Source organism: Shewanella sp. Iso12 (genome assembly GCF_012030025.1).
Classification (GTDB): Bacteria; Pseudomonadota; Gammaproteobacteria; order Enterobacterales; family Shewanellaceae; genus Shewanella; species Shewanella algae.
Genome location: NZ_JAAUHW010000013.1, coordinates 104,502 through 121,555 on the forward strand (window position 1 = coordinate 104,502; position 17,054 = coordinate 121,555).

At 49.5% G+C, this 17,054-nt stretch carries 15 protein-coding genes and 1 pseudogene; 9 read left to right on the plus strand and 7 right to left on the minus strand.

Going from position 1 to position 17,054, the window contains the following annotated elements; translation table 11 throughout:
• The first annotated feature begins 12 nt into the window (after positions 1-12).
• The 3 genes from HCX89_RS18685 to HCX89_RS18695 are packed head-to-tail and all read left to right on the plus strand — an operon-like array spanning position 13 to position 5,666.
• Positions 13-2,868, plus strand: coding sequence for a Z1 domain-containing protein (locus tag HCX89_RS18685; protein ID WP_167717004.1), 2,856 nt, complete (start codon positions 13-15; stop codon positions 2,866-2,868).
• Positions 2,849-3,865, plus strand: coding sequence for a PD-(D/E)XK motif protein (locus HCX89_RS18690; RefSeq protein ID WP_167717007.1), 1,017 nt, complete (start codon positions 2,849-2,851; stop codon positions 3,863-3,865). Before HCX89_RS18685 ends, HCX89_RS18690 begins: the two co-directional genes overlap by 20 nt.
• 1 nt (position 3,866) lies before the next feature.
• Positions 3,867-5,666 (plus strand): AIPR family protein, encoded by a 1,800-nt coding sequence (locus HCX89_RS18695; protein WP_167717009.1) that lies wholly within the window; start codon positions 3,867-3,869, stop codon positions 5,664-5,666.
• Positions 5,667-5,713: 47 nt separating this feature from the next.
• Here the strand turns inward: HCX89_RS18695 and HCX89_RS22940 are convergent.
• A pseudogene (locus HCX89_RS22940) lies at positions 5,714-5,842 on the minus strand (IS3 family transposase); the annotation flags it as partial.
• A 93-nt stretch (positions 5,843-5,935) separates the two neighbouring features.
• On the opposite strand from HCX89_RS22940, the gene HCX89_RS18700 reads away from it, so the two are divergent.
• Positions 5,936-7,474, plus strand: coding sequence for a DNA cytosine methyltransferase (locus HCX89_RS18700; protein ID WP_167717011.1), 1,539 nt, complete (start codon positions 5,936-5,938; stop codon positions 7,472-7,474).
• Between the two features lie 353 nt (positions 7,475-7,827).
• Here HCX89_RS18700 and HCX89_RS18710 read toward each other — a convergent pair whose 3' ends face one another.
• The gene (locus HCX89_RS18710; protein ID WP_167717013.1) at positions 7,828-8,691 is read right to left on the minus strand and encodes a YicC/YloC family endoribonuclease; all 864 of its coding nucleotides are present in this window, start codon (positions 8,689-8,691) and stop codon (positions 7,828-7,830) included.
• A 180-nt stretch (positions 8,692-8,871) separates the two neighbouring features.
• Here HCX89_RS18710 and rph point away from each other — a divergent pair, with 180 nt between their 5' ends.
• Entirely contained in the window at positions 8,872-9,585 is a 714-nt protein-coding gene (gene rph, locus HCX89_RS18715; protein WP_025010865.1) for a ribonuclease PH, read from the plus strand.
• Between the two features lie 105 nt (positions 9,586-9,690).
• Positions 9,691-10,332 carry an orotate phosphoribosyltransferase gene (gene pyrE / locus HCX89_RS18720; RefSeq protein WP_025010866.1) on the plus strand — a complete coding sequence of 214 codons (642 nt, stop codon included), beginning with the start codon at positions 9,691-9,693 and terminating at the stop codon, positions 10,330-10,332.
• Between the two features lie 100 nt (positions 10,333-10,432).
• Here pyrE and folE read toward each other — a convergent pair whose 3' ends face one another.
• The 5 genes from folE to coaBC all read right to left on the minus strand — a co-directional run bounded on the left by folE (position 10,433) and on the right by coaBC (position 15,645).
• A complete protein-coding gene (gene folE / locus HCX89_RS18725; RefSeq protein WP_025010867.1) occupies positions 10,433-11,083 on the minus strand; it encodes a GTP cyclohydrolase I FolE in 651 nt (216 codons plus the stop codon).
• A gap of 192 nt (positions 11,084-11,275) precedes the next feature.
• The gene (locus HCX89_RS18730; protein WP_167717015.1) at positions 11,276-13,246 is read right to left on the minus strand and encodes a S9 family peptidase; all 1,971 of its coding nucleotides are present in this window, start codon (positions 13,244-13,246) and stop codon (positions 11,276-11,278) included.
• Between the two features lie 129 nt (positions 13,247-13,375).
• Entirely contained in the window at positions 13,376-13,969 is a 594-nt protein-coding gene (slmA, locus tag HCX89_RS18735; protein ID WP_025010868.1) for a nucleoid occlusion factor SlmA, read from the minus strand.
• 24 nt (positions 13,970-13,993) lie between these two features.
• Positions 13,994-14,452 (minus strand): dUTP diphosphatase, encoded by a 459-nt coding sequence (gene dut / locus HCX89_RS18740; RefSeq protein ID WP_025888140.1) that lies wholly within the window; start codon positions 14,450-14,452, stop codon positions 13,994-13,996.
• On the minus strand, positions 14,449-15,645 hold the full coding sequence (coaBC, locus tag HCX89_RS18745) for a bifunctional phosphopantothenoylcysteine decarboxylase/phosphopantothenate--cysteine ligase CoaBC (RefSeq protein ID WP_167717043.1): 1,197 nt from the start codon (positions 15,643-15,645) through the stop codon (positions 14,449-14,451). The genes dut and coaBC overlap by 4 nt, the downstream gene beginning before the upstream one ends.
• A 128-nt stretch (positions 15,646-15,773) precedes the next feature.
• On the opposite strand from coaBC, the gene radC reads away from it, so the two are divergent.
• The 3 genes from radC (at position 15,774) to rpmG (ending at position 16,990) form a co-directional block, all read left to right on the plus strand.
• Positions 15,774-16,451 (plus strand): DNA repair protein RadC, encoded by a 678-nt coding sequence (gene radC / locus HCX89_RS18750; RefSeq protein ID WP_025010870.1) that lies wholly within the window; start codon positions 15,774-15,776, stop codon positions 16,449-16,451.
• 122 nt (positions 16,452-16,573) lie between these two features.
• Positions 16,574-16,810 (plus strand): 50S ribosomal protein L28, encoded by a 237-nt coding sequence (gene rpmB, locus HCX89_RS18755; protein WP_028769274.1) that lies wholly within the window; start codon positions 16,574-16,576, stop codon positions 16,808-16,810.
• Positions 16,811-16,816: 6 nt separating this feature from the next.
• On the plus strand, positions 16,817-16,990 hold the full coding sequence (rpmG, locus tag HCX89_RS18760; RefSeq protein ID WP_025010872.1) for a 50S ribosomal protein L33: 174 nt from the start codon (positions 16,817-16,819) through the stop codon (positions 16,988-16,990).
• Positions 16,991-17,054: the final 64 nt, after the last annotated feature.

The following is a 17,054-nucleotide window of genomic DNA, read 5'->3' on the forward strand; positions in this document are numbered from 1 at the left end:
TAGGAAACGAAAATGGCATTAAATCCCACGGAACAGAAAGTTTTAATTCTTGTACAGAATATGCTTGAGGCCGGAAGTCAGATGACTCCAGCTATTATTCAGGAACAGATGAATCTTGTTCTGAATATGAAAAAAGAGTGGAGAGCTGATACAGATGAGAGCGCAGTCATTGATGAGCTTATCCGGAGAGCGAGCACATGGGTTGGTGATGATGCATTGCTGACCAACGACGAAGGCCATATTGTTTGGCTGAACCAAGACCGTAAGCAGGGATGGCGCTACTGGCAGCGCTACCGTGAGTACCAAGAGAAAAAGCTATCCTGGAATATTGTTGAAGGACTGGATAAGTCAACAGATCTGATTCTTGGCAATCTTGAAGATCCAAAGCGTCCGGGACCGTGGGATCGAAGAGGGCTGGTTGTTGGACATGTACAGTCTGGGAAAACTGGCAACTATACCGGCCTGATATGCAAGGCGGCTGATGCCGGTTACAAAATAATTATTGTGCTTGCTGGCATGCACAACAACCTTCGCTCTCAGACTCAGATTCGACTGGACGAAGGTTTTCTTGGTTTTACGACGAGTGTCATTCAAGATGAGATGCACGTTGTTGGTGTGGGCGAGATTGACAGAGACCCGGCGATACGACCAAATTTTGCGACCAACCGCTCGGAAAAAGGTGACTTTAATACCAAGGCAGCAAAACATCTTGGCATATCCCCAGAAGAGCGCCCTTGGCTGTTTGTTGTGAAAAAGAACAAATCGGTTTTAGAAAGGTTGCTAAAGTGGATTCAGGACCATGTTGCCAATATTGAGGATCCTGAGACAGGCAGAAAACTGGTCACCCATCTTCCTCTTTTGATCATAGATGATGAGGCAGACAATGCATCGGTTGACACTGGCGACCAAGCTTATGATGAGTTCGGTAAACCTGATCTTGAGCATGAGCCTACCGCCATAAACCGGTTGACTCGAAGAATACTTCATAGCTTTACACGGAAAGCTTACGTTGGTTATACAGCGACACCTTTCGCAAATATTTTCATTCACAACCGAAGTGAGACAGAGAAAGAAGGGCCAGACCTTTTTCCTTCAGCCTTTATTGCAAATCTTTCAGCTTCATCCAGTTACATCGGCCCTGCTAAAGTATTTGGCCGTTCTAGCGAAAATGGCAGAGAAGGAGGTCTTCCTCTTGTTAAAGTGGTAAGTGACCATTGCTCTGAAGATGAAGAATCAGGCTGGATGCCAACCAAGCATAAAAATGGTCATTACCCGTCAAGTGACCAGCAGCATGGTATTCCTGAGTCACTAAGGGAGTCGGTCGATGCATTTGTACTTGCCTGTACAGCGCGAAGGCTGAGAGGGCAGAAAGATGAGCACTGCTCCATGCTGATACATGTCACTCGATTTACATCCGTTCAGGGGCATGTGAAAGAGCAGGTAGCGGCTTATGTTGACTGGCTTAAGAGGCGCTTGGTGCGACGGATTGATCATTATGACGTGATTAATCAACTCAAGCAGCTCTGGGAAAGTGACTTTCTGACTACAACTGAATCCATTCACTCTATGCACCCTGATATGGTGGATGAGAATACGCTGACTTGGTCGCAAGTAGAAGCAGAACTTTCGGATGCTATCTCAGAGATTGAAGTCAGAGCTATCAACGGTTTTGCGAAAGAAGCGCTTGATTATGCGGACAGTGCCGTAGGGCTTAAAGTCATTGCTGTCGGCGGAGATAAACTTGCCCGAGGACTGACACTTGAAGGACTGTGTGTCAGTTATTTCCTCCGTGCATCCAGAATGTACGATACATTGATGCAAATGGGGCGCTGGTTTGGTTATCGCCCGGGATACCTTGACCTGTGTAGGCTGTATACAACCATCGATCTTGTGGAGTGGTTTGAACATATTGCTGATGCAGCAGAAGAGCTGCGTGAAGAGTTCGATCTGATGACTGCCAGCGGTGCAACGCCAAAGGAATATGGTCTGAAGGTAGCTTCGCATCCTGTACTGATGGTTACTTCTAGACTAAAAATGCGGAACGCACAAAGCCTTTACCTTTCCTTCAGTGGTCAGTCTGTTGAAACTGTTTCTCTTTTGAAAGATTTAGACTCTCTTGAGTCAAACCTACAAGCCTTTGATAGCTTCACATTACGCTTGGGTGAACCTAAGCCGATTCCTGACAGAAATCGGAATGGCAGCAAAAAGTCTGGTAATGGTGTTCAGTGGACTAATGTGCCTGCTGAAGAGGTTGTGCAGTTTTTAAGTGAATACAAAACCCATCCGGCAGCGATGAAGGTCAACAGTAGGCTACTTTCTGACTTCATTCAGAATATGAACAAAGAAGATGAGCTTACGTCATGGACGGTGGCAATAATTAGCGGTGGTCAAGAAAGGACTTACTCAATTAATGACTCCAGTAGCGTTAAAGTTAAATTGGTAAAACGTACCCCAAAAACGATTACTGAGGAGCGGTACTCAATTGGAAGGCTTTTATCACCAGCCGATGAAGCTCTTGACCTTGATGATGAGGCTTGGAGTGCTGCGCTGGATGAAACCAGAAACAACTGGAAGAATGATCCTGCTCGGTCAGAAAAATCTAGAGGAGAGCCGCCAAAGGAGCCTAATGGTCCTGCTCTGCGTAAGGTGAGAGGATTTGGGGCAGGGCACATAGCTGGCCACCCTGAGCGTGGGCTTTTGCTTATCTACTTGCTGAGCCCTGAGGGTGTCGATGCCAGTTATGATGAGAATACTACACCAATTGTGTCTTTTGGTATCAGCTTCCCGGGTAGTGACAGCGGCACTAAGGTTAAGTATGAAGTGAACAATGTACTTTGGGAGCAGGAATATGATCCTTCGTCTTATTGAGGATGAGATCCTTGCTTCTTGGAAGGCATTAAGTAATTCGGGTTCCGGTATTGGCTGGCAGACTGTACCGGTAACTTCTCCGGGAGACTGTCGTATTATGGCTGCGCGCCATTTTCCGGAAAATGATGAGGCATTGTTGGTTGGCTTTAACTTGGAAGTTCTGCCAATGAACATTCAGCTTCCTGAAGGAAAGGGCTTTCGGGTAGAAAAAATTCGTGATGTGAGGTTAGGTCAAGACCAAACATGGATTGGTCTTATTAGGCAGGATTCTGGAAGTCTTGAGATCTTTCTTACCATGGTCAGAGATATTTTGACCATGGTAAGTAAAAAGTCAGATGTGTCTCCGATAGCTTTGTTTAGTGCATTTATTGGGCGAATCAGAGCGTGGCAGGACTTTATGAGTAAGCCTAGGGCTGTGCTTGGAGCTGAAGCCGAGGTAGGTCTTTTTGGTGAGCTGACTTTCCTAGGTCTTTTAATCGACTCTGGGCTTAGCATATCTAATGCTGTCGAATCTTGGTATGGACCATTGGGTGGGTTGCAGGATTTTATGCTGGGTCATGGAGCTATTGAAATAAAAACGACTTTGGCGGAGAAGGGGTTTCCCGCTAAAGTTCATTCTTTGGAACAGCTGGATGATTCTATTGTTCGACCTATTTTCTTGGGGGCTGTTCGTTTGCGTCAAAATATCTCTGGGTGCACACTTGCGAAACTAATTGATGATATTCGGGAAAGATTGTCACGGGATAAGCAGGCCTTATCAGAGTTTGATAACCGCCTGTTGAGAGTTGGCTACTTGGACTCGCAAAGTGAGCATTATACAAGAAGCTTTTTAGTTATTGAGACTAGAAACTTTTTGGTAGATGAGAGGTTTCCAAGAATGACTTCCGGGAGCGTTCCTTCAGGAGTTAAATCTGCAAAATATGAGATAGATATTGATCAGGTTGCAGCTATTGAAGTGCCTCTTCTTGAGGTATATAGAGAATTAGGTATTGATTGAAATGGAATTAGTAGATTTTTTAAGACAGACGCAGGCTGAAGTAAAGGAATTGCTTAATGATAGGATGGAGATGCCTGGTGAGCCGTATCCATATCCAGAGTCTGTGTTTACCGAAGTCATGATGCAACATATGGCTGATGTCGGAATGACATTTGAGCCTGAGGTGTGCCATTTTGATGCTAGAGTAGGCAACGCAAAAGTGCGCCTTAGTGGTTACGCCTATACTGATGATATGGATCAGCTTGATATGTTCGCAAGTTTGTATGCGGATGCGACTGATATTCAACGAGTAGCCGTATCTGACGTGACAAAAGTTGCCGAGCACTGTTTACGTTTTCTGAGTTTGTGTGCAGAAAAAAAATTGGTCAGCAAAATGGATCAGGCCAGTGAAGCTCATGCCTTGGCTCAGATTATTCAAGAAAAATACAGAGATTTTAATCAAATCCGTATATATGTTTTAACAGATCAAGTGCTTAATGCAAAGTCTAAACAGTTCCAGTCCAGAGAAATTCAAGGCAAGACTATTAAGCTTGAAGTTATGGATATAGAGCGCTTGTTTCGCCATACGTCGGCAGGTAGGCCCCGTGATGAACTGGTAGTCAATTTTGAAGAGGTTTCGGGAGGCCCTTTGCCTTGTGTATGGGTGCCTGGGCAAGTTAGTGAATACGACTATGCTATGACCGTGATCCCAGGGGAGGCTCTCAGGTTTGTTTATGATAAATACGGCCCCCGTGTACTTGAGGCCAATGTACGCTCTTTTTTGAGTGCTGTAGGTAAAGTAAACAAAGGTATTAGAGATACTTTGAGAACGGATCCAGAGCGGTTCATGGCATATAACAATGGTTTGGTCATAGTTGCCGATGAAATGCACATTGGAAAGTCTGGGGATGGAACTCCAGGCATTACATGGTTGAAGGGTATGCAAATTGTTAACGGGGGGCAGACAACGGCTTCTCTTTATTTTACAAAAAAGAAACACCCCGAAATAGATTTGTCAAAAGTGAGAGTTCCTGCCAAATTGATTGTTCTCCGTAAACAGGATTCCAGTGATGAGGATAAACTCATATCTGATATATCTCGATACGCTAACAGTCAAAATGCTGTTAAACAGTCAGATCTATCTGCTAACCATCCCCTCCATGTTCTATTGGATAACTTTTCTCAGTCGACGTACTGCCCTGATGGCGAAGGGCGTTGGTTCTATGAGCGCGCTGCTGGAAGCTATAAAGTATTGTTAGAGCGTGAAGGAACTACGCCTGCCAAGCTTAAAAGACTGAAAGCATCTATTCCACCAGCAAGAAAGATTACTAAGCCTGATATGGCTAAATATTTGTACATATGGGCTCAGAAACCAGAGGTTGTTTCGTTGGGAGCGCAGAAGAACTTCTTGGCGTTTATGGATAATCTTTCAGATTTTGAATGGGAGTCTGGAGAAGAACAGCCGACTCTTGATGATTATAGAAAGCTGATTGCCAAGGCAATTTTGTTTAAGGTTGCGACCAAATTGATTAGGCCTCAGTTTCAGGCATTCCAGGGTAATATAACTATCTACACGCTGTCATTATTGGCACTAAAGCTTGGCAGCTGTATTGATTTGGAAGTTATTTGGAAAAACCAAGATATTTCTAAGCAACTGAAAGACCAAATTTTAATTTGGGCTTCTGAGGTGCAGAAGCAGTTGCATAGCTCTTCATCAGGGAGAATGATTTCAGAGTGGGCCAAAAAAAACGAATGTTGGCAGCAGTTGCGAGCCAAATCATTCTCAAAGCCTCTTAAATCGATTCCTGAGTGTAAGGGGTAGGAAAAGGTGGGATGTCATTTATTGCTGTCGGGATATAGTTGTAGTGGTCAACTAATTCCGGACAGTAAGTTAAGCCGATTCTCGCCATGAATTGGAGCAACGCCGCCATTGTGTTGATGGGGGCGTTGTAGATTGTAATAGTGCATACGGTACTCGCTGATGTCTTTCTTGGCCTCAACCATCAATGGATAACCTGTCGCAGGAGGACTACCCCCGTAACTTTCTGCCTGGTATGATTGCCTAGCATTTTTATTGGTGGTAGTGGTGAAATGAAAACAGGTGAAGTGCTCGTTGTTGACCTTTTTGCCGGTCCTGGTGGGCTAGGTGAAGGTATATCTTCAGTTTTAAGCGAAGACGGTAACAATCCGTTTGAAATCGCGATATCGGTCGAAAAAGAGCCCTCTGCACATAGAACATTGACGACGCGAGCTTTCTACAGGAAAATCAAGGGGTTGAATGGTGGTTTGGAAAGCTATTTCAGATATGTACGTGGAGAGCTAACTCGTCAAGAGTTGTTTAGTTTATATCCTGAGCATGCTCAAAAAGCGAAAGAAGAAACACTAGATAAACCAAGAGCACTTGGTGAGGATAATGCATTAATCCATGCGCGAATCCGTGAGCTATTGGACGCTCATCAAGGCCCAAAGGTGGTAATTGGCGGACCGCCTTGTCAAGCATACTCGTTAGCAGGTCGTTCGCGTAATGCCGGGATTATAGGCTATAAGGCTGAAGACGATCATAGAAATTTCCTATACAAGGAATATCTTAAAGTCCTTTCTATCGCACAGCCTGATGTGTTTGTTATGGAAAATGTACGAGGTATTCTATCTGCCAAAATTAACGGTAAAGTAATGTTTCCTCAGATATTGAAAGATTTGAGGGAGCCCGGCAAGGTGGCGGGAGTAAGCGGAGTATCCAACTATAGGATTTATTCGCTTGTTGTTGAGGCTAAAGACCCAGAGAGTCCTGAATACGCTGATTCCTCAGACTTTCTGATTCGTTCGGAGCATTATGGTGTACCACAAGCCCGTCACCGAGTCATTCTGTTGGGTGTGCGGCAAGATATAACCTGTATACCGGATACTATCGTTCCAATGGAAAAAATTGTCACTGTTGAAGAAGTACTATCAGACCTGCCTCCGCTCAGAAGTGGCTTTTCAAAGCAAAAAGACATTCAAGAGATTTGGGAGAAACAAATTCGAGTACATGGTGAGAGGCTTAAGCGCATATTGAGAACAAAGTTTGATAGAGAGGCTGTGGATAGTCTAAATCTTGAGCCTCTATTAGGGCTTGAGCGTCAAAGTTGTTTTTCAGAAGAATTGGAGCGGAAAATACCTCCTCACTTAAAGGACTGGTACTTAAATAATCATCCTGGTTGTGTACTTAATCATGCGACTCGTGGTCATATGACGTCAGATTTGCTTCGTTATGCGTACAGTGCCGCCTTTACTAAGCTTAGTGGTGGTACCTCTCCTAAGGCGAGAGACTTCCCTATTGAGTTGGCCCCTGATCATGAGAATTGGGATTCAGGTGATCATGTAGATCGTTTCCGGACTCAAGCTGCAAATAAATGTGCAACGACTGTTACTAGCCATATATCTAAAGATGGACATTACTTCATTCATTATGACCCTCGGCAATGTAGAAGCTTAACCGTGCGTGAGGCAGCTCGTTTACAAACATTTCCAGATAACTATTTGTTTGAAGGGACTAGAACAGAGCAATATGTGCAGGTAGGAAATGCCGTACCACCGTATTTGGCACAACAGATAGGTAAGGTTGTAATGAAGCTCCTTACTCATAGCTAACTTGTATTAGACCAACTCTACTGAAGTGGGTCACATTTCCTCCATTGTTGCTTCGATGGTTAAAAATTCAGGCGAAGACAAGGGGCTTGTGGCCTTCTTTGGTAGGCAGCTACGGAATTGTTTTAAGTGGGGACTACCTCCGAATACTGCTACATTTTCGCGATGCCGTGTCCGTTGCCGGGGAAAGGCGAAACGGTTTCCATAAAACGCCATACCTTGCCAAGGAGCTCCTGCATGCTCCTGCAACTATGATTGTGTTAGCGTTGAAAACAGCGGAAAGGTTTTGAAATCTACTGAAAACAAAAAAGCCTCAAAAAATGAGGCTTTATGCTGTACTTGTGAATGTTAAAACATCACTCCACGTTCTGAATTTGCTCTCTCATCTGCTCAATCAGCACTTTAAGCTCTACTGCGGCGGCGGTGATTTCGCTGCTGATTGACTTGGAGGCCAGGGTGTTGGATTCGCGGTTGAACTCTTGCATCATGAAGTCCAGTCTGCGGCCTTCGCTGCCACCCTTGTTGAGGATCCGGCGGGCTTCGACCACGTGGGCTTCGAGGCGGTCCATCTCTTCGGCCACGTCCTGTTTTTGGGCCAGCAATACCATTTCCTGTTCCAGTCTGGCTGGGTCCAGTTCGCCCTGGATTTCGGCCAGGCGGTTGCTGAGTTTTTCCCTTTGCCATTCCATGACCTTGGGCATGTGCTCGCGGACTATGGCGATCTGGGCTTCAACGGCATCCAGGCGGGTCAGTAGCATCTCTTTGATGGCGCTGCCTTCACGGCCGCGGGCTTCGATAAACTGATCGACGGCGCCGTCGAAGGCTTTGAGCAGTTCGGCGGCAATGGCATCCATGTCTTGCTCGGATGAGGACATGACCCCTGGCCAGCGCAGAATATCCACTGGATTGAGCTCACCCTGGCCGGCTTGCTGTTTTACCCAGTGGGCGGCCTGCAACAGTTGCAGGGCCAAGTCCTGATTCATATTCAGCTGGGTACCTTGTTGATCGCTTAGCTCGTAGCGCAGGTTGACTTCTACCTTACCGCGATTGAGACGCTTGCGCAGTCTGTCTCGCAGCACAGGCTCCAGGCTGCGGAACTGTTCCGGCAGGCGCAGATAGGTTTCCAGATATCTCTGGTTGACTGAGCGGATTTCCCAGGAGGCTGTGCCCCAGTCGGCTTTATGCTCGATACGGGCGTAGGCGGTCATGCTGTGGATCATCAGATATTCCAGTTGCTTGAAGACGGGTGTAGCAGAGGATTATAGACAGCTTGCCCCCGGGGTTAAAGTGAAGTGTATACACTTTGTCGGTTCGATACGGATCCGCCATGGCGTCAAGCGCCGCAAGGCCCTATAATATGCAGCCAATTCAGTCCAGACGACAAAATACAGGAATTCATTATGCGTCCCAGCAACAGAACTCCGGCTCAAACCCGCCCCATTTCAATCACTCGCCAGTTTACCGCCCATGCGGAAGGTTCTGTGCTGGTCGAGTTCGGCGATACCAAAGTACTCTGTACCGCCAGTTTTACCGAAGGGGTGCCGAGATTTCTCAAAGGCCAGGGCCAAGGTTGGGTGACGGCAGAATATGGCATGTTGCCCCGTTCTACCCATAGCCGTATGGATCGCGAAGCGGCCCGAGGCAAGCAGTCTGGTCGTACCCAGGAAATTCAGCGCCTCATCGGCCGTGCTTTGCGCGCTGCTGTGGATATGAAGCTGCTGGGTGAAAACACCATAGTGATCGACTGTGATGTGATTCAGGCCGACGGCGGTACCCGCACTGCGGCCATCACTGGTGCCTGTGTGGCTCTGGTGGATGCGCTTAATTGGGCTCGTGCCAAGGGTATTCTCAAGGCCAATCCGCTCAAATTCCTGATCGCCGCCGTGAGCGTGGGGATTTTTGAAGGTGAGCCTATCTGTGACCTGGAATATATCGAAGACAGCGCCGCCGAAACCGATATGAATGTGGTGATGACAGAAACCGGCAAGATCATCGAGATACAGGGCACCGCCGAAGGCGAGCCGTTCAGCCATGAAGAGTTGCTGAGTCTGCTGGAGCTGGCCAAGCATGGCATTCGTGAGATTATCGATGTGCAGAAGGCTGCATTGAGTTAAGTTTTTTTAAGGACCCCATGAGGGTCCTTTTTTTCGTACTCCAGAGAGTACTTGTTCGTACCCGTGAGCCTTAAGGGCTTACCCATAATCACAAGAGGAGAGATCGTGAAAGCCTATCAGCGCGAGTTTATTGAATTTGCCCTTGAGCGTCAGGTGTTGAGATTCGGTGAGTTTACCCTGAAGTCCGGCCGCAAGAGCCCATACTTCTTCAATGCCGGTCTGTTTAACACTGGCCGGGATCTGGCCCGCCTGGGCCGTTTTTATGCTGCTGCGTTGGTGGATGCCGGTATCGATTACGATCTCCTGTTTGGCCCGGCCTACAAGGGGATCCCCATCGCCACAACCACGGCTGTAGCCTTGGCCGAACACCATGATCTGGATATTCCTTACTGCTTTAACCGCAAAGAGAAGAAAGACCACGGCGAAGGCGGCAATCTGGTTGGCAGCGAGCTCAAGGGTAAGGTGATGTTGGTGGATGATGTGATCACCGCAGGTACCGCTATTCGCGAGTCCATGGAGATCATTCAGGCCAATGGCGCGACTCTGGCCGGGGTATTGATTGCCCTCGACCGTCAGGAGAAGGGCAAGGGCGAACTGTCTGCCATTCAGGAAGTGGAGCGCGACTTTGGTTGCCAGATAGTGGCCATCATCAAGCTGGCCGATTTGATTGCCTACTTGGCCGAGAAACCGGGGATGGAGCAGGAGTTGGCCGCCGTTAGCGCCTATCGTGAACAGTACGGTATTTAATGCCGTCCAGGATAGATATCGGCTCTTACAGAAGCTTGAGTAACTTTCTGTACAGTCCATAAAAAACGCTGCCTTGGCAGCGTTTTTTATGGCGGAGAGGCTATTTGGCCTGATGCAGAAACTCGGCGCGGGTGGCCGGGTTGGACTTGAATACGCCGCCAAGAGCCGTAGTGGTGGTGGAGCTGGTGGAATCCATCACACCGCGGGATTTAACGCAGTAATGCACCGCATCCATTTTTACCGCCACATCTTTGGTTTCCAGCAGGGTCTGCAACGCAACCAGTACTTGCTGGGTCAGGCGCTCCTGCACCTGTGGCCGCTGGGCAAAGAAACGCACTATGCGGTTGATCTTCGACAGGCCGATGATCTTCTTCCGCGGCAGATAGGCCACAGTAGCAGTGCCATCTATGGTCACCAGATGGTGCTCACAGGTGCTGGTGAGGCTGATGTCCTGCACCCGCACCATTTCATCGAAGCCCATCTTGTTGTCGATAACAGTGATCTTGGGGAAGTTGGCATAGTCGAGGCCGGAGAAAATTTCGTCGACATACATCTTGGCGATACGTTTCGGCGTATCCATCAGGCTGTCGTCGCTCAAATCCAGCGACATCAAGGTCAAAATGGCCTTCATATGGGCCTCTATTTTTTCCTTGCGCTCCTCGGCCGACAAGCCACAGGGTACCATGGGGGTCTCGAGTCCTCGCTCCAGGAGCGCGGTCTGAACCATCAAAGCTGCTTCACTCAATGCCATTGTTTTCCTCCGGCGGATAGGCGCCAAGCCAGTGCCTTCCGTTTGTTACTGTCCGCGCAAGCTGTGACGCTTTTCACATTTATCTGCGGGAAGCGGAGGATACCGCTATTTGCTGTAAATTCATACCAGAAAAGCCCCATAGCACGAAAAAAGCCGCTCCCTGGAGAGCGGCTTGGTTTACGGCTGTTAAACTTAAACGCCCAGATTCTGCTTCAGGAAGTTTAGCATTTTCTGATAATAGATGGCTCTGTGGCTTTCATCGTAGAAACCGTGGCCCTCATCATCCATGATGATTTTCTGGTAGGGGTAGTTACGCTTCTTGAGCGCATCTTCCAGGGCTTCAAACTGCTCTATCGGAGCGCGCTCATCATTGCCACCGTGCACAAGCAGCAGATTGGCCTTGAGCTTGTCGACGTTGCGAGTGGGCGACATGGCACGCAGCACGGCCTGATCCTGACCAAGCACAGTTCGCAGGTAGCTGGTACCCGAGTCACGTTCTTGCACGTCACCTTCTTTAAACATCATTTCCAGGTCGTACACCCCGGCAAAGCCGATGGCACACTTGAACAGATCCGGCTCCATGACCGAGCTTTGCAGCGCGCTGTAGCCGCCAAAGCTGCCGCCGACGATACAGATGCGCTTCTTGTCCACTATGCCTTGGTCTATCAAATGGCGGGTGGCGTCTATGATGTCGTACTGAATTTCACTGCCCCACTTGCGGTAGCCCGCTTGCTGGAAGGCTTCGCCGTAACCACCCGAACCGCGGAAGTTAACCTGCAGTACGGCTATGCCCTGATTGGCCAGCATCTGGTTTTGAGGATCAAAGCCCCAGCTATCCCTGACATAGTGTGGGCCGCCGTGCGGGTTGACCACCAGAGGCAACTGCTTGGGATCTTTGCCGGGTGGCAAGGTCAGGTAGGCCTGAATTGTCATACCGTCACGCACCTTGATGTCCATGGGTTTCACTTCGGCCATTTTGGCCGGATCTATGCTTCCCATGGTGCGCAGCAGGTGTCTGAGTTTGACCGCTTTGGTGTCAAACAGATAGTAGTCACCCGGGTTGCGGTCGTTGAAGGCCAGAATAATCATCTTGTCGGCGTTACGGGTCTCGCTGACGATGCGCACCTGTTGCCCCGGCAGGCTGGCCAACAGTTGCTTCAGATACACGGCATGCTGATCTTCAGAGTCAACAAAGGCGTAGGTTGGGTAACCGTTGGCAAATTCCACCGCGTAGAGCTGTTTGTTCTGGCCGTTGATCCAGAAGTTGTCCGGCTCGACTCTGGCATCACTGACTATCTGCTGTTTTTCACCGGTTTTCAGGTTGACCCGATATACGGCCTTGGGCTCACCGGCCAGGGAGGCGGAGGCATAGACACTGTTGGGATCTTCGGTAAAGGAGATAGGGGTAAAGTCCTTCAGACCTATGTTCAGCTTGTCTGTGTCAATCCATTCGCCGTCGTTACGGTAGAAAATCCGGGTGTTGTTGCTTCTGTCCTGACCGGCAACAAAGCGCACTTCACCGTCATCATCTGTCATGAAGCTGGCCATACCTATGGGAGAGCGGGTGATTTTCTTGCGGGTGCCGCGGTAGACATCAACCTGATAGACATCCTGCAACTGTTCATAATCCAGGCTGCGACCGCCGTTCCAGGGGATGGCGTTGACCAACATGTAGCGGTCATCATCCGGCAGGGGATCGAGTACATAGGCCGTGGCCTGGATAGCGGTGTTTTTCTTCAGGTGGGAACCGGTTTGCTGCTGGCCCGAATTGTAACCGAACAGATAGGCGGCCTTGGAGCCATCGGCATTCACCGCCATCAACTCACCATAGTAGAGCGGGCGATCATCCCAGCCCTTGAGGTATTCCTTGGCGACCACGACACGTTCATCGTTGACCCAGGAATAACTGCCCACTTGGGCATTGCCCGGGAAATAAACAATGTGCTTGGCACTGAGATCTTCAGTATTGAGGATCAGTAGCTTATCTTTTCCTTCGTGATTCATGATCACGCTGAGATAGTCACCTGAGGGGGAGATTTTGACATTGGTGTATTGCGCACCCTGGCTGAAAATTTCTGCCGGCGTGGGTGCTTGATTGCTCTGGGCCAAAGCGAGAGTGGGTGCCAGCAGTAACGTGCTAGCCAACAAAGGTTGGAACTTCATTTGACATCCTTGTATTTATTATTGGCGGTTTATGTTTGTTTGATGTTAATGAAATGCTTGGGTTTGGACAAGGCTAAATCCATAAAAAAAGGACGGTTTTTACCGTCCTTGATCCCGAAAACAGGGGGCTCAGCTCTGTAATAACTGGCTTTGAATAAACTGCCACTGCTCCTCGAAGTGAGCCGTTGGCTTGAGCTTGAATTCACTGCGAACAAACTGGGCAATACGGCCTTCGGCCACGGCCAACAGCAGGTTTGCCAGAATGGCTTCATCTAGGGCGAATTTTTGCCCTTCTCGCAGGGATTTTTCCCGCAGGATCTGCTTCAGATGGGTTTCCAACTTGGCAAACAACAGGTTGATCCTTTCTCTGAGACGCTCATTTTCGCCCAGCAGGGCATCACCGCTCAGTACCCGGGAGATCCCTGGGTTGCGCTCGGCAAACACCAATAACAGCTGCAGTGCCTGTTGGCAGCGTTTCATGGTGTCTTTCTCCTCATCCATGATGAGGTTGATGCGTGACAGCAGAGAGTCTTCAATAAACTCAATCAGGCCTTCAAACATCCGCGCCTTGCTGGGAAAGTGGCGATAGAGCGCCGCTTCCGACACGCCAACTTCCGAGGCCAGCTTGGCGGTGGTAATCCTTTGCCCCGGATTGGTTTCCAGCATTCTGGCAAGGGATTGGAGTATGTGTTCACGACGATTGATTTTTTCTTTTACAGCCATGTTTCGCTCTGTCAGTGGCAGGAATTATTGAGTGCCTGAATGGCCGAAGCCACCTTCGCCTCTGTCCGAGGTGTCAAATTCATCCACCAGTTTGAACTGGGCTTGAACGACGGGCACAAACACCAATTGGGCCAAGCGGTCACCTATCTCCAGGGTGAAAGGTGTCTGGCTGCGGTTCCAGCAGGAAACCATCAGCGGGCCCTGATAGTCAGAGTCGATCAGGCCGACCAGGTTGCCGAGTACTATGCCGTTTTTGTGGCCCAGACCCGAGCGGGGCAGGATCACCGCCGCCAGAGAAGGGTCGGCCACATGAACCGCAATTCCGGTCGGGATCAATACAGTTTCACCCGGGGCTATGGTGATGCTGGTGTCCAGCATGGCGCGTAGATCCATGCCGGCACTGCCTGGGGTCGCATAGCTTGGCAGCGGAAATTCACTGCCAATACGCGAGTCGAGAATTTTCAGTTCTATGGGTGTTTTCATGAGTTGTTTTTATGCTTCGCTATCAGGATCAGCAACTGTTTGGCCAGGCTCAACTTGTCGGTGGCCGGCAGTTCATCACAACCTGTTGCAGAAAATACTTTCAGGGCATTCCGGTCGGCGTTGAAACCCTGATCCGGAACAGACACATCGTTGGCGGCAATCATATCGAGTTTCTTGCGCTTGAGCTTGTCACGCGCATAGGTCTCCACCTCATGGGTTTCTGCCGCAAAACCCACGGTAAAGGGCCGGATAGGATGGCTGGCGACCGTGGCCAGAATATCCGGGTTACGCACCAGTGCCAACGCCATGGTTTCGGAAGATTTTTTTATCTTGGCTTCGGCGACATCGGCGACACGATAGTCTGCCACTGCAGCGCAGCCAATAAAAATATCTTGCTGTTCCACTCGTTGCATCACGGCATCGAGCATCTCTTTGGCCGATTGCACATCGACTCGGGTTACCCCTGCCGGGGTAGCTAAATTAACCGGGCCGCTAACCAGAGTCACTTCGGCACCCATCTGCGCCGCCGCAGTGGCCAGTGCAAACCCCATCTTGCCTGAGCTGTGGTTGGAGATATAACGCACAGGATCTATCGCTTCGCGGGTCGGTCCGGCAGTCAGCAGCAGCTTTTGGCCTGCCAACAGCTGTGGCTCAAAGCAAGCGGCGGCTCGCTTGGCGATATCATTGGGTTCCAGCATACGCCCCGGGCCGACTTCACCACAGGCTTGGCTGCCGCTATCCGGGCCCCAGATACCATAGCCGCGCTCGGCCAGCACCTTGAGGTTGTCCTGAGTTGCTACGTTTTGGTACATCTGTTGGTTCATCGCCGGGCAGAGCACCACCTTAGCCGCCGTTGCCAGGCAGGTGGTGGTGATCAGTTCATCGGCCATACCGGCACGAATGCGAGCCAACAGGTTGGCGGTTGCGGGGGCAATGATAACCAGATCGGCCCAGCGGGCCAATTCGATATGTCCCATGGCAGCCTCGGCCGCAGGATCCAGCAGATCTGAGGCCACAGGATGGCCGGATAACGCCTGCAAGGTCAGCGGGGTAATGAATTCCATGGCGCTCTGGCTCATGACGACCCTGACTTCGGCACCTCTGTCCTGCAGGCGCCGCACCAGATCGGCACTCTTGTAGGCGGCAATGCCACCGCCAATCCCCAAGAGGATTTTTTTATGCTTCAGGCTCATAGAGACAATCAACTGATGGTAATTGGCGGCTAAGATATCACAAAGCTCCCCCGACTTGGCAGGATGCAGCTTCAAAAATCTCGACCATAATTGAAACAAAGTATAGGGCACAGGGATGGGAGCCAAGGATGGGGATCAGAGACTGGCCAACGGGCGAGGGACCGAGGGAAAAGTTGTTGCAGCAGGGAGCCAAGGGCCTGAGTGATGCCGAGTTACTGGCAGTATTGCTGCGTAACGGCCTGGCGGGGCAGAGTGCGGTCGAATTGGCCAGAGATTTGCTCGCGGCATTCGGTTCACTGCGGCAACTCTTGGTGGCACCACTGAATCAGGTTGCCCGAATTCCGGGAATGGGACCGGTAAAATATACCCAATTGCAGGCGGCTGCTGAACTTTCGAGGCGAATTTCCCGGGAAAAGCTGCAAAGAGGGACGGTTTTGACAAATCCTGATTTGACTCGCGACTATTTAATGAGACAATTAGCGGACCGTGCCACCGAGGTGTTTGCGATTTTGTTGCTGGACAGCCAGCACCGAGTGATCCAATTCGTGGAATTATTCCATGGCACCCTGGACTCTGCATCTGTCTACCCACGAGAGGTGGTTAGGCTGGTGCTGGAAAAACAGGCCGCGGCGGTCATAGTTTGCCATAATCACCCGTCCGGCGTGGCTGAGCCCAGCCAGGCTGACAGGCGAATTACTGAGCGGTTGAAATGTGCGCTCGCAACCATAGATGTTTCACTTCTGGATCATATGGTTGTAGGGGATTGCGAGATAGTTTCCTTCGCAGAACGCGGATGGATGGATTGATCCATCGCTTGATCTTTCCTCAGTTATCCTGTATAACATGCGCCCTCTTTGTGCCTCGGGCGACGGCCATACGAGGCACATTAATGCTCGAGCGTTAAAATTGTTTTTTGGAGAAGATTGACATGTCAAGAGTATGCCAAGTTACTGGCAAGCGACCAATGGTTGGTAACAACCGTTCGCACGCAAAAAACGCAACTCGTCGTCGTTTTTTACCTAACCTGCAGAACCACCGTTTCTGGTTAGAAGACGAAAAGCGTTTCGTACAATTGCGCGTTTCTACCAAGGGTATGCGCATTATCGACAAGAAAGGTATCGAAGTCGTTGTTGCTGAACTTCGTGCCCGTGGCGAGAAGGTGTAATAGAAAATGGCTAAAGCTAAAGGCAATCGTGAGAAGATCAAGCTGGTTTCAAGCGCCAAGACTGGTCACTTCTACACTACCGACAAGAACAAGCGTAACATGCCTGAGAAAATGGAGATCAAAAAGTTTGATCCCGTAGTTCGTCAGCACGTTATCTACAAAGAAGCCAAAATCAAGTAATTCACTTGGTATTTGAATTCTTGGAAAGCCCCTCTCGCAGGGGCTTTTTTTTGATTTGAATTTG

Coding starts and splice junctions, on each gene's coding strand:
- HCX89_RS18685 (WP_167717004.1), top strand. CDS start 13: ATGGCATTAAATCCCACGGAACAGAAAGTTTTAATTCTTGTACAGAAT.
- HCX89_RS18690 (WP_167717007.1), top strand. CDS start 2,849: ATGATCCTTCGTCTTATTGAGGATGAGATCCTTGCTTCTTGGAAGGCA.
- HCX89_RS18695 (WP_167717009.1), top strand. CDS start 3,867: ATGGAATTAGTAGATTTTTTAAGACAGACGCAGGCTGAAGTAAAGGAA.
- HCX89_RS18700 (WP_167717011.1), top strand. CDS start 5,936: ATGAAAACAGGTGAAGTGCTCGTTGTTGACCTTTTTGCCGGTCCTGGT.
- HCX89_RS18710 (WP_167717013.1), bottom strand. CDS start 8,691: ATGATCCACAGCATGACCGCCTACGCCCGTATCGAGCATAAAGCCGAC.
- rph (WP_025010865.1), top strand. CDS start 8,872: ATGCGTCCCAGCAACAGAACTCCGGCTCAAACCCGCCCCATTTCAATC.
- folE (WP_025010867.1), bottom strand. CDS start 11,083: ATGGCATTGAGTGAAGCAGCTTTGATGGTTCAGACCGCGCTCCTGGAG.
- HCX89_RS18730 (WP_167717015.1), bottom strand. CDS start 13,246: ATGAAGTTCCAACCTTTGTTGGCTAGCACGTTACTGCTGGCACCCACT.
- slmA (WP_025010868.1), bottom strand. CDS start 13,969: ATGGCTGTAAAAGAAAAAATCAATCGTCGTGAACACATACTCCAATCC.
- dut (WP_025888140.1), bottom strand. CDS start 14,452: ATGAAAACACCCATAGAACTGAAAATTCTCGACTCGCGTATTGGCAGT.
- coaBC (WP_167717043.1), bottom strand. CDS start 15,645: ATGAGCCTGAAGCATAAAAAAATCCTCTTGGGGATTGGCGGTGGCATT.
- radC (WP_025010870.1), top strand. CDS start 15,774: ATGGGGATCAGAGACTGGCCAACGGGCGAGGGACCGAGGGAAAAGTTG.
- rpmB (WP_028769274.1), top strand. CDS start 16,574: ATGTCAAGAGTATGCCAAGTTACTGGCAAGCGACCAATGGTTGGTAAC.
- rpmG (WP_025010872.1), top strand. CDS start 16,817: ATGGCTAAAGCTAAAGGCAATCGTGAGAAGATCAAGCTGGTTTCAAGC.